Source organism: Psychrobacter sp. JB193, assembly GCF_002285555.1.
In the GTDB taxonomy this organism is placed as follows: Bacteria; Pseudomonadota; Gammaproteobacteria; order Pseudomonadales; family Moraxellaceae; genus Psychrobacter; species Psychrobacter alimentarius.
Map to the genome: position 1 here is coordinate 1,438,396 of NZ_NRGY01000001.1, position 12,609 is coordinate 1,451,004.

At 44.2% G+C, this 12,609-nt stretch carries 9 protein-coding genes; 3 read left to right on the forward strand and 6 right to left on the reverse strand.

Features of this window, described 5'->3' with window-relative positions:
- Positions 1-198: 198 nt before the first annotated feature.
- From CIK80_RS06230 to hemA, 6 genes are all read right to left on the reverse strand, one after another.
- A protein-coding gene (locus CIK80_RS06230) for an IS3 family transposase (protein WP_095568611.1) occupies positions 199-1,364 on the reverse strand; the annotation gives its coding sequence in 2 pieces (ribosomal slippage) (positions 199-1,106 and positions 1,106-1,364; 1,167 coding nt in all).
- Positions 1,365-1,842: 478 nt separating this feature from the next.
- Positions 1,843-3,978: an NADPH-dependent 2,4-dienoyl-CoA reductase gene (locus tag CIK80_RS06235; protein WP_095569261.1), complete on the reverse strand. Its 2,136-nt coding sequence runs from the start codon at positions 3,976-3,978 to the stop codon at positions 1,843-1,845.
- Between the two features lie 240 nt (positions 3,979-4,218).
- On the reverse strand, positions 4,219-4,638 hold the full coding sequence (locus CIK80_RS06240; protein WP_095569262.1) for a DUF6691 family protein: 420 nt from the start codon (positions 4,636-4,638) through the stop codon (positions 4,219-4,221).
- A gap of 52 nt (positions 4,639-4,690) precedes the next feature.
- A complete protein-coding gene (locus CIK80_RS06245) occupies positions 4,691-5,128 on the reverse strand; it encodes a YeeE/YedE family protein (protein WP_095569263.1) in 438 nt (145 codons plus the stop codon).
- Between the two features lie 205 nt (positions 5,129-5,333).
- Entirely contained in the window at positions 5,334-6,470 is a 1,137-nt protein-coding gene (locus tag CIK80_RS06250) for an aminotransferase class V-fold PLP-dependent enzyme (RefSeq protein WP_095569264.1), read from the reverse strand.
- 463 nt (positions 6,471-6,933) lie between these two features.
- Positions 6,934-8,292: a glutamyl-tRNA reductase gene (gene hemA, locus CIK80_RS06255; protein ID WP_062843633.1), complete on the reverse strand. Its 1,359-nt coding sequence runs from the start codon at positions 8,290-8,292 to the stop codon at positions 6,934-6,936.
- A gap of 535 nt (positions 8,293-8,827) precedes the next feature.
- On the opposite strand from hemA, the gene CIK80_RS06260 reads away from it, so the two are divergent.
- From CIK80_RS06260 to ispE, 3 genes are all read left to right on the forward strand, one after another.
- The gene (locus CIK80_RS06260; RefSeq protein WP_095569265.1) at positions 8,828-10,753 is read left to right on the forward strand and encodes a tetratricopeptide repeat protein; all 1,926 of its coding nucleotides are present in this window, start codon (positions 8,828-8,830) and stop codon (positions 10,751-10,753) included.
- A 184-nt stretch (positions 10,754-10,937) separates the two neighbouring features.
- Positions 10,938-11,564, forward strand: a complete 627-nt coding sequence (lolB, locus tag CIK80_RS06265; RefSeq protein WP_095569266.1) for a lipoprotein insertase outer membrane protein LolB — start codon at positions 10,938-10,940, stop codon at positions 11,562-11,564.
- A gap of 61 nt (positions 11,565-11,625) precedes the next feature.
- Positions 11,626-12,582, forward strand: a complete 957-nt coding sequence (gene ispE, locus CIK80_RS06270; protein WP_095569267.1) for a 4-(cytidine 5'-diphospho)-2-C-methyl-D-erythritol kinase — start codon at positions 11,626-11,628, stop codon at positions 12,580-12,582.
- The last annotated feature ends 27 nt before the right edge of the window (positions 12,583-12,609 follow it).

A 12,609-nucleotide genomic window follows, 5' to 3' on the forward strand; every position in this document is an offset into this window, starting at 1 on the left:
TACTATCTTTCTCGTTTCTTTATTTAATTTCTAATAAAAATTTTATAATTATTAATAAAACGAATGAGTCGATAAGAGCTACAAACTTTCAGTATGCTAGGTTAGATACTGAGCCTACTATCTCGGAGATGGAAAGTTATACATATAGATACTGACCCCTGCCGTCAAATCCGTACAACTAAACTTGGGAGATTTTAATTACGCAGCCTGACGATAATAGTCAAACCACACCTGTCTTGGCGTTTTATAGCCCAAGCCCTTTTGAATTCTAGTTTGGTTGTACTCAAGCTCAATATATTTAGTGATATCGTTGATGGCTTCGAATCTTGTTTTATAGTCTTGGTGATACACCAGCTCATTCTTTAATATGCCCCAGAAGCTCTCTATGGGCGCGTTATCAAAGCAGTTGCCTTTACCACTCATCGAGCCTGTAAATTGGTGGCACTTAATGATCTTATGATACTCATTGCTACAATACTGACTGCCTCTGTCAGAATGTAAAATCAACCCTTGGCTAGGTCGCTTGTTTTTGATTGCCATATTAAGTGCACGGCATACCAAATCAGCGGTCATGCGCTTATTGATGACATAGCCGACGAGCTCTTTAGTATATAGGTCTTTAACACCTGCTAAGTATAGCCAACCTTCATTTGTCCAAATATAAGTGATGTCACTGACCCAAGCCTCATTAGGACGATTGGCATTAAATTTCTGTTCTAGACGGTTTGGATAGACCAGCTTGTTGTGATTAGAGTTGGTGGTGACTTTAAAGCGCTTGTGACGACGGCATTTAATGCCGCATTCTTCCTTTATACGTCTAACCATATACTTACTTATGGCATATCCTTGCCCTGTAAGGTAAGCATACAGTCGCTCATAGCCATAGCGCTGCTTAGTCTCATCATGAGCCACTCTGACTAGCAACTCACACTGATTGCGATGGATCTGCTGATTACTGATGCCACGATTTATCCAGTTGTAATAGCTTGATGGCTTAACATCTAATACGTGACACATGCAGGTGATGCTAAATATTTTCTGGTTATCCTTGATAAAGACGTACTTCATCAACTGTGCTTCGCGAAGTACGCCGTCGCCTTTTTTAGAATGTCTCGCTCCTCCTGAGCAACCTTGAGATCACGTTTAAGACGTTTATTCTCTTCTATAATGGCCATGAGTTCAGGATCATATTGCTTAGTGCCGACAAGCTTGCCTTCATTCGCTTTATTCTGCCAGTTAGATAAGGTCTGCATCGCTATACCTAGCTGCTTTGCAGTCGCTGAAACATTGCCATTATTATCTGCTATCTTTTTGACGGCTTCAGCTTTAAAAGCTGCACTGTAGGTTCTGACTTTCTTAGTCATGATAAACTCCTGTGAATACACTTAGTTTACCAAGTTTGGTTCTATAGTTTTTTCAGCATAGCTCATACACTGTGAAGGGTCACCAATCTAGAGTGCTTAAAGTTCACAGGAATAATCTATTAAATAAAAGCTTATATATAAGTATCGATTTCTCTTACAAACTTGGTGATCCTGGAGAGGAAAAGTATCGCAGTTTAAAAGGTACGACTTTTTCTAGTGAACCTCAATATGCAAGACAAAGAGCTTATTGTAGCTTTCAGATAAATGTATACCCTGACAATAAAACGACTGTAACACCAATTAGAAAATGGGGCTGTATTAACCCTGTTTATTATCATCAGCCTCCGCTTCAACATAATAACTAGGTTGCATAACAGTGCCGGAAAATAAGACTTATGAGTAAGTGACAACCTCCAGCTTTGAAAAAGACGGCAGGAAACTAATTCCCTACCGTTTTATTGTTTTTAAAATACAACTCTTAAATCCCTGCCGCAACCTCTGCTCCATCACGAATCGCGCGCTTGGCATCCAGCTCCGCCGCGAGTTTAGCGCCACCAATCAAATGATATTGCGCATCTGGCGCATCACCCACGTTTGGCATCAGCTCAACCACTGACTCTTGACCAGCACAGACGACGACGCTATCGACACGCAACAGCTGCGTTTGCCCTTGATTGTTAGTGATCCAAATTCCTTCATTGGTGATTTTATTATATTGAGCGCCTGATACTTGGATGACACCGTGCGATTTGACATGAGCGCGATGCACCCAGCCTGTGGTTTTGTTCAGACCACTACCTAGGCGACCTTTGGTACGCTGCATGAGGTAAACTTGGCGAATCGGTTTAATACTTTCGGGCTTAGTCAATCCACCATCGTTTTTATAATCCGTATCTTCAGTGACGCCCCACTCTTCGCGCCATTCGCTCACTGACTGGGGTTTTGGACGATAGCTTGGGTCTTTTAGTAGCTCAGGGCCTAGTTCATCAAGCGGCTGACCGTGACGTGCAGTTAGATATTCACTGACATCAAAGCCAATGCCGCCCGCCCCAATGACGGCAACGGTATCGCCGACCGACTTTTCACCCGAGAGCAGTTCAGCGTAGCTCATGACTTGTGGCAGATCTGCCCCTTCAAGCTTACCAGCAAGGCTTCTTGGCACGACGCCAGTAGCGACGATGATATGATGGAACTTGGCTTTTTCAAGCATGGCTTTATCGACTTTGGTATTAAGTTTGACCTCAACGCCTAGATGTTCAAGCTCATTGATGTAGTAGCGAATGGTTTCAAAAAACTCTTCTTTACCTGGGATGACTTTGGCGTAGTTAAATTGTCCACCCAAGATATCTTTGGCCTCAAATAAAGTCACGTCATGACCACGCAGCGCGGCCACGTGCGCCGCTGACATGCCAGCCACCCCGCCACCGATGACCGCCACCTTTTTAGGTTTTTTCGCCTTTTTGTAGACCAACTCCGTCTCATAGCAAGCTTGCGGATTGACCAAACAGGTGGAGCGTTTGTGCTCAAAAGTGTGATCGAGGCAAGCTTGGTTACAAGCGATACAGGTATTGATACGATCTGCTTGACCGTTTTTGGCTTTATTGACCCAGTTTGCATCGGCCAAAAACGGACGTGCCATTTGAATCATGTCCGCTTGACCACTAGCGACAATTTCTTCTGCCAAGTCTGGCATGTTGATACGGTTGGCGGCCATCATAGGAATGCTGATGTGTTTTTTGATTTCAGCACTAAAATCAACAAAGGCGGCACGCGGTACACTTGTCACAATGGTTGGTACACGCGCTTCATGCCAGCCAATACCAGTATTCATGATGGTCACGCCAGCCGCTTCCAGCGCTTTGGCAACCGTGATGACTTCGTCCATGACGTTACCGTCTTTGACCAAATCAATCACCGACAGACGGAACATAATAATAAAGTCTTCTCCCACTGCCTCGCGTACGGCTTTGACGATGTCGACTGCAAATGTCATACGACCTTGAATATCGCCACCGTATTTGTCCGTGCGTTTGTTTACATGACGCGACAAGAACTGATTGATCAAGTAGCCTTCAGAGCCCATGATTTCGACACCATCATAACCCGCCTGCTTGGCGAGACGAGCTGAGCGAGCGTAATCTTTGACGGTTTGTTCAATGTTTTTGATGCTCATCTTACGCGGTTTAAAAGGCGAGATTGGCGATTTGACAGGACTGGCTGATACGACAAAAGGATGGTAACCATAGCGACCACTGTGCAAGATCTGCATGATGATTTTGCTGTCGTATTTGTGGGCTGCACGGGTGACGCGTTGATGATTGATCACATCAGCTTTTGTATTCATAGTACCACCAGCAGGCAGCAACCAACCTTCACGATTGGGCGAGATACCACCCGTAATCATCATAGCTACCCCGCCTTTGGCACGCTCGGCAAAATAAGCAGCCAGCTTACCGTAATTATAGAAACGGTCTTCAAGTCCTGTATGCATAGAACCCATGACCAAACGGTTTTTTAGTGTGGTAAACCCTAAATCTAGCGGCTCAAACAAATGCGGATAGTGCTCGTTGGTGCTGGCGGTATCAATCATACTGGCAGTGGCGCTGGCGGTCATGTCATTTTCCTTATGAATCGTTGGTGAGACTAAGCAAGCTATAGAATTTTGTGTTGTTGTTATCGTAACACACCGCCATTATTATCAGCTATGCAGACAAACGACTGATGAGTGAGCACTATGTTGGTAACGCTGTTTTAATCAGGAAGTCTGCTCATCATATCGATTATAAGAGAGCGCCAAATGAGATCAATCGAGCTATTTTAAATTAACCTTATCACTATCTTGTTAAAACTGTTTTCACCCAAGCTTAGGCTCAAGCCACTGATATATCAGCATGCCTACGATCATCGCGGGAATAAATACATAAGCCTGCCATTGTCCAGCTCCTAACAATACAATGCCCGGTCCCGGACAGATACCGACCAAACCCCAGCCAATGCCAAACAGCATCGCGCCGATAAGCAGTTTTTTATTAATAACGGTTGTGGTTGGCATCTCAATTGGGCTACCGATCCAACTGGTTGGTTGACGCTTAGCAATTTGCACCCCAATGATGGCCACGATCAGACCACCGCCCATTACTAGTGCCAGAGAAATGTCCCATGCACCAAAAACGTCTAAAAACCCTTGTACCTTGGTAGGATCTGTCATACCAGATATCAGCAGTCCTACGCCAAATAGTAGCCCCGCTAGTAGTCCAATCATATTTTTTAACATTGCTCTGTCTCTCTATTTTTTTATGTAGGTAGTAATCAGCCATCTTACTCGTTTAGATCAGTCCCAAAAGATGGCGACCAATATAAACCGTCACCATGCCACATACCATAAAGGTCACCGTTGCCACCATCGAGCGTGGAGACAAGCGCGCATTACCGCAGATACCATGTCCGCTGGTACATCCTGAACCTAAGCGCGTGCCAAAACCAACCAATAACCCTGCACCAATCAACAACGGCAAAGACGTACTCATTTCCATAGCAGGTAATGGTCTGACCAGACCATATAACATGGGTGACACAACAAGCCCCACTATAAACAACACTTGCCAAGCTTCTACCCGCTTGGGCTTAAGCAAACTTGAAAAAATACCACTGATACCCGCAATTCGTCCAATGCCCAATAGCAGTATGACTGTCGCTACGCCCAGCAACAGTCCACCTACCAAAGAGATGGGCGTAAATGCTTGCCAATCTATTTGTATGTTCATCATAGTTCTCTCAACCCATTGGTAGCAAAAGCAAATACAGTATTTAATTTATAAAAATACATTATATTATTATATATAATAAAAAGGTAAAAAAATACTGAACCTAGCGTGACACTAGCGTTCAGTATTTTAGCTAAACGTTTACTACTCTTATATCCTGATACTTACTATTATTGATACTTACTATAAAGGTAAACGACTTGAACTAGTGAGCCAGCACCTTTTCTAGCGCTGATTCAAAGCGGGTCACCGCACCGTCAATGTCGGTCAATTTATCCAAACCAAATAGACCCAAGCGGAACGTTTTAAAGTTATCAGGCTCACCAACTTTGAGAGGGACACCAGCAGCAATCTGCATGCCCGCTTCAGCGAAAGCACTACCTTTATGCATATCATCGCGATCAGTATAAGCAACGACCACGCCTGGCGCTTCGAATCCTTCAGCCGCGACGCTTTCTATGCCTTTGTCTGACAATACCTTGCGGATACGTGTGCCCAACTCCCATTGAGCATCGCATAATGTATCAAAACCAATCTTTTTGGCTTCCAATAGCGTGTCACGGAATTGGCGTAAGCCATCGGTCGGCATGGTTGCATGATAAGCATGACCGCCATTCTCGTAGGCACGCATGATAGTCAACCATTGCTTCAAATCTAAGCTAAAGCTATCTGACTCTGTATTGTCTACTTTTTTAATCGCGGCGTCACTAAGCATCACCAGACCCGCACACGGCGTGCTGCTCCAGCCTTTTTGCGGGGCGCTGATGAGGACATCAATGCCCAGTTCTTTCATATCCAACCAAACACAGCCTGAAGCAATACAGTCAATAACCAATAAGCCACCCACACTGTGAACCGCAGCGCTCAATGCTTTGATATAGCCTGTTGACAAAATCATGCCCGACGACGTCTCAACATGCGGCGCAAAGACCATCGCGGGCTTTTCCATTTTGATTTTGGCGACCGCCGTGTCGATATCCACTGGTGCGAATGGTCTTGGTGACTCGCTATCATCTGCTCGCTCTGCGGTTAATACCGTAGATGATTTGGCGATTTTGCCTTTTTCTAAAATTTGCGTCCAGCGATAACTGAACCAGCCATTACGGATAATGAGACAATCTTCATCGTCTGCCAACTGACGCGCCACCGCTTCCATACCATAAGTACCAGAGCCTGGCACAATCACGACGGCGTCAGCGTTGTACACTGATTTTAGCTCGCTGGATAAGTCAGTCATCACTTGCTGAAAGACCTGAGACATGTGGTTCAGGGCGCGGTCAGTATAGACCACCGAATACTCTAATAAGCCGTTTGGATCAATATCTTGACGTAATGCCGTCATAGGACGCTCCTTGTTTATGGTCAGATCATGAAATGTTTCTCTAAAATTGGCTGCCACAAAACTCTGTTACGCTTTTACCAACTATTTGAATAAATCAGCCTGCACTATATCCAACATAAAATAAATACCGTGCTGCCAACATCAAGCGTGTAGAACGTAAGACAGAGATGACAATATAGCACTATATCTTAGCACCACTATCATTGCTAAAGGTGTCTTGTACTCATGAGTTTTTTAGTGGTTTATGAGAGCATACAAAATAAAAACATCAATTTTATGGTGGATACAGAAAATAAGGACTAATAACATCAGGCTTGCCGAATGCTAGTACAAGAGATTTTGAAGAAGATTGAGTTAGCGGAATGGTTTAAGAATGGAGAAAGAATATAAGTAGCTCTATGGCAATCAGTAAGCAAGAAATAATCGATAATTTTAGACAATAAATAATGATATGAGATACAAGTTAGCGACCACGATGAGTATCTTTTAATCCTGATACAACAAAATTGAGCAATTCACTGTCACCTTCGCGGGCTGCCTTACGCATCAGCTTAGATGGCGAATGGGTCAGCGACTGGGTGAGACGACGTGACAACTCGATAAGAATCTCTTCCGGACTGGCATCATCTTGCTGTAATTTGGCAATAGACTCGTGTAGTAGCTTATCGACTTTATCCTGAGTATGCGCACGATACTGCTGAATGTCTTTACCCACTTGTCGTACCTGAAAGCGACGATCGACCTCAACGACTAACTGGCTGACCAGTAACTCAGCATCGACTGCCGCTTGGCGACGCTGCTCGATATTACCAGCAATGACATGCTGTAAGTCATCAACAGAATATAAATAGATATCATCTATACGGCTGATCGAGGAGTCAATGTCACGTGGCACGGCCAAATCAATCATGAGCATGGGCTGATAACGACGGCGCTTGAGTGCCTGTACGGTCATGGTTTTATCAATCAATAAATCCATACTACCGCTACAGCTGCTGACAATATCCGCTTCTGCCAGTACCTGAGGCAATTCTTGTAGGGTTCTGACTTCCACACGGCGGTCAGGATGACGCAGTTCAGCGGCTAGCGCTTCTGCTCGCTCAGGGTTACGGTTGCAAATAATCACGCGTCCCACACCCAGCCCAGCGATATGTGTGGCTACCAAACGGTTCATCTCGCCTGCCGCAACGACCAACAAAGTACGGCTAGGTAAATCATCAAATATTTGCGTCACCAGCTTGGCCGCAGCAAAACTGAGAGACACTGCTTGAGCGCCAACTTTGGTTTCATTACGCACACGTTTGGCGGCAGCAAACACTTGATCAACGATCCAGCCAAGCTGATTGCTTAGCACTTTTTGCTCTTGCGCAAGGTGTACTGAGCGTTTGATTTGACCCAATATTTGCGGCTCACCCAGTATCATAGAGTCCAGCCCTGCCGCGACTCTCAGCCAATGAGTCAGTGCATGAGTATCACGATGCACATAGAGATATGGGTCGATATCAATAAGCGATAATTGCTTAAAATCAGCCAGCCATGTTTTGATTTTGACAACATGGGCGTTGATATCAGCCGCAGAGACATGGTTACTACCGCTCACAGCCGTCGTTTCTTGTGCCTCAGATTGTGACGCTGCTTCTGTTACTACAGGGACAAGGGCATAAATCTCAGTACGATTGCAGGTAGAAACAATCACGCTACCATCCGTGAAAGTCTCTAATTGTTTGAGAGCGATATTCACGTCGTCACCCACAAGCGCCAAACGCTCGCGCAGAGCAACTGGTGCAGTTTTGTGATTGACCCCAATGACCACTAATCTCATTATCAATAGACCATAAATATGATGCTCAACTGCCCATCACGCTGTCTTCTTTCTATTAAAAGACAGTCCTGATAAACAGCGCTGAGAGGAAGAACCTAAAAATCGCTTATTATATCATTATTGCTAGCTTTAATTAACACTCGCCCTTCTATGAAGCGTATTTGCCTGTATCTGGGCGTATATATTACAAATCAACTACCCTTATGATTGATAAAACCAATGGTCGGGTTTTGGGGTGTGGTCATAGAAGTAGACATAAACGGGTCGCTTAGTTCCTCGTAACTTGCTATATTTTTAAAGTATTTTTCAATAATTAACTGCGTGACGGATTTTGGTCAAAAGCAGACAATATAGAATAAAAATACGTTTGGTGGCAAGACTGCTGCCACTATCAAGTAACATGGACACTATTGTTTATCGTCTTGTTCTACTCGTATAATGCTTGTAATGAGTACTCACTACCAATATTTGGTTGATATGATTAAATAAAATTGCTTTATCACAATAGATAAGCAATGGGCGAATACGGCTATCTATGATTTTTTTTGGGTCAGTGTTTCAATCACAGTTTCGATTATTACTTGTAAATGGCGAATCGTTTAGCCTTCGTGCTTTGCTGCGTGTCATTATGGATAGCCTATATCGACGTTATAAACTGACGTTGTCATTGGCGGTTTGTCTGTGCCTGATGACACCAGCACACGCCAGTCATGCAGACTTGGGGCAAGAGAAAAATTTGCCCGAGATATCCACGCCGTTTATTGATTCTAAAGCCTCTATAAATGCGCCTAGCGATGATCAAACACAGCCTGTAGAAACGGTCGATAACATCAATGGTTTAGCACCGACGAGTATCTGGCAACCTGAGATGCAAGAGCCAAGCTTATATGCCCTATTGGATGCCGAGTTTGCAGCAGATCGTGATGACAAACGACGAGCCCTCGCTATCTATAAACAGCAATCCTTTAAAGATGATGCGACTGCGGTATTTGAAAGGGCGCTGAGTCTGTCTTTACGCAGTGAAAGGGTTGAGGATTCGTTGCAGTTTGCTAAAGCATGGCAAGATCAAAACCCGGACCATGTACCTGCATGGTTTTATGTCGCGCATCTCGCACTTCGAGCCCATGATTATCTACTGGCTGGTGAAACACTCAACCGTATTTTACGTTATGACCCTCGCGCTGATTTGAGCGAGATTCTGATTGGCATTTATCCAAATAATGATGAAGACAAACGTGAACTGCTGGCCGCGCTACAACCACTCGATAGCGAACAAAACGCCTCATTGTCTGTTTTAAAAGCAGGTCTCCTCTATCAGTTTAACGAGCCTGAGATTGCCATCGTACATATCAACCGCGCTTTGGAGCGTCAACCTGATTATGTGCCTTTTATCACTTTGAAAGCTGATATATTGCGCAAAATCGTTACAGCGGAAACAGTTGTTAATTACCTAAACCAAGCGCGTATGCGTAATCCTGATAGTAAAAGCTTATACTTATACGAGATTCGCTACTTACTGGACATCAAACAAAGTCAGGAAGCATGGGAATTATTGCTTAACGCTCATAGTCAGTTTAGAGACGACGAAGAAATCACTTTATTGGCAGCGTTGGTCAGTTTGGATATTGAAAAATACGACAGTGCCGATCAGCTATTGAACACGCTCGCCAAAACACCTGCTTATCTTGATCGCGCCTATTATTATCTTGGTATCAGTGCCGAGCGTCAGCAAAACGTGGAGCAAGCAAAACGTTATTTTAATAATGTCATGCAAGAGGATTTGGTACTAGAAGCACGTAGAAAAGTCGTGGCGTTTGAACTGTTAAACGATGATACCGATGCGGCTATCGCCACGCTAGAAAAACTGCGTAAAGATTTTAGCGTATTCGCGCCTGACACTTATGTACTACAAGCCGATATTTTATGGCAGCAAAATGAACCTGAAGAAGCGCTTCGCCTCTTAACGCGCGCCGCTCGTAAGTACCCTGATAACGAAACACTTCTGTTTGCACGCGCCCAGCTGCTTGATGACAAAAATGACTACATTGTCAAACGTACGTTGCTCAACCACTTGCAAGCATTAGACCCTAGCAACTTGTCGTATCAGCTGAGTTATGCTCAACTACTCCTCGCCAACGAACGCAGCTCAGAACAAGGATTAGCATTGGCCACAGCTATCATTCAAATTCGTTACGATGACCCTCGTTATGACAATGATCTACACTTGCAAGCACTCAATGTACTGGCCAGTAATTCATTGGCCAATGAAGACTATCAACAGGTCATCGACTACTTACAAACGCCTTATGATGTGTTCCCAACTTTGCGTTCAGGTACGTTGCTATTACGCGCTTATCAAGGTCTAGGCAATAATGAAAAGGTCGAAACATTGCTAGCGGATTTGCAGCAGCGTTTTTCATTCGGACAAAGCAATATCAGTGACCGCATACAACTGTATTAATTCATGCTGGGAGTAAACCATTGGTTAGCGCCAAACGTTTTGACGCCTTACATATATGACTTGGGTTACTTGGGTATGATGATTACAAGGTCATTATAAGAAGCTAACAACCACGTATAACTGAGTAACAAATAAGAATTAAGCTAATATTTTGTCACTTTGTCCATTTTGAGGAAGCACTATTATGTCAACACGCCCTTTTTACAAAACCAATAAGTTAGCTTTGTTCTCTGCTTTGACGGCAGCAATGGTTATTACTTCTGGCTGTCAGTCGTTAAAGACTGCGAATGCGACCAATCAACCAACCATGATGCAAGGTCAAAACGCAGACCAACCTAAAAAGCTTGAAAACTTTAACATCACAGGCAAAATCGGCGTTACTACTCCGGCCAATGACACCGCAGGAAGCCAAGGCGGCAGTGCATTTTATGCGTGGGGACAAGAGAACGATCGCTTTGCCATTGAACTGATTGGCGCATTGGGTATTGGTAAAACCAACATCGAATACAATGGTCAAATCGCCACTTTGGTCAGCGAAAAGACAGGAACCTTGACCGCTGATGATCCTGAGACTCTATTGCAAAAAGCCACTGGTTGGAAAGCGCCCATCTCACAACTGCCTTATTGGATATCTGGTCGCCCAGCGCCATCAGACAGCGCCCCACAGCTTGATGCTCAAAATCGCTTAGTCAGTTCGGTCAATGGCGAATGGCGTGCCAGCTTCACGTATAAAGGTAATGACAAGCTGCCCAATAAAATCAGTGCGGTACAATCACAAGGCAATAAAGTTGTCATGACCATCAATCATTAAACTATTAGTAATGAATTGGTATTAATGAATTGGCTTTTTGTGTTTATTAAGATCGTTGTTTATGAATAGCTCCCTAACCTCTGCCTCTAATATCAGCCGCTTATCCCCTGCAAAAATCAATTTGTTTTTGCACATTACGGGCAGGCGTGCTGACGGCTATCATAATTTGCAAACGGTATTTCGTCTTCTCAATTGGGGCGATTATTTGCATTTTTCGGTGGCTAAAGCTCCTGTGATACAAACGGCTAATATCGGAATAGATGCCAATACTCTCTGTCATCAGTTATTGGTATTGGCTGGTGCTAAGAGCATCACTGCCGATATAGAAGACAACTTAATCTTTAAGGCGGCGTGTGCATTGCTCGCGTTTGCCATACAGTCAGATACGCTACCTAAGCAGTTGGCGCAAGTAGTTATTACTTTAGACAAGCATTTGCCAATGGGTGCAGGTTTGGGTGGTGGCTCCTCCAACGCCGCAACGACTATGCTGGTGCTCAATGAGATTTGGCAGCTTAACGTTACTTGCAATGAACTGATAAAAATCGGTGCGCAGGTAGGTGCAGATGTGCCTATCTTTATCTTCGGGCAAGATGCTATCGCGATGGGTATTGGTGAAAAATTGACTGCCATTGACTTACCTGACCAGCAATATTTGCTCCTCACTCCTAATGCGCATGTCAATACCGCTACCCTATTTGCTCATACCAAGCTAAAGCGAGATATCGTCCCTATTTCGATTGATACCATTCAAAGCCAATACACTGACTATGTTCAAACGCTCACCGCGCCCTATTATAATGTCTTCACTCCAGTAGTGACAAGCCTCTCTCCTGCTGTTGCAGAGGCATTACATTATCTGCAAGGGTTAGAGGCACAAGCAATGAGCACAGCACGAATGACCGGCTCTGGTAGCGCGGTATTTTTACCGTTAGATGTGAGTATTGCCTCTGATAAAAAGCTATTGGCGAAGTGGATTAAAGAGGCGCCTTGTGCAGGATATGTGGTGGGGAGTTTATAAGTGGGTATTTTCCAAAATAGCTTTTAA

What these genes read in the sequence shown, in the direction of transcription:
- CIK80_RS06235 (WP_095569261.1), bottom strand. Translation starts at nt 3,978, where the DNA reads ATGACCGCCAGCGCCACTGCCAGTATGATTGATACCGCCAGCACCAAC.
- CIK80_RS06240 (WP_095569262.1), bottom strand. Translation starts at nt 4,638, where the DNA reads ATGTTAAAAAATATGATTGGACTACTAGCGGGGCTACTATTTGGCGTA.
- CIK80_RS06245 (WP_095569263.1), bottom strand. Translation starts at nt 5,128, where the DNA reads ATGAACATACAAATAGATTGGCAAGCATTTACGCCCATCTCTTTGGTA.
- CIK80_RS06250 (WP_095569264.1), bottom strand. Translation starts at nt 6,470, where the DNA reads ATGACGGCATTACGTCAAGATATTGATCCAAACGGCTTATTAGAGTAT.
- hemA (WP_062843633.1), bottom strand. Translation starts at nt 8,292, where the DNA reads ATGAGATTAGTGGTCATTGGGGTCAATCACAAAACTGCACCAGTTGCT.
- CIK80_RS06260 (WP_095569265.1), top strand. Translation starts at nt 8,828, where the DNA reads ATGATTTTTTTTGGGTCAGTGTTTCAATCACAGTTTCGATTATTACTT.
- lolB (WP_095569266.1), top strand. Translation starts at nt 10,938, where the DNA reads ATGTCAACACGCCCTTTTTACAAAACCAATAAGTTAGCTTTGTTCTCT.
- ispE (WP_095569267.1), top strand. Translation starts at nt 11,626, where the DNA reads ATGAATAGCTCCCTAACCTCTGCCTCTAATATCAGCCGCTTATCCCCT.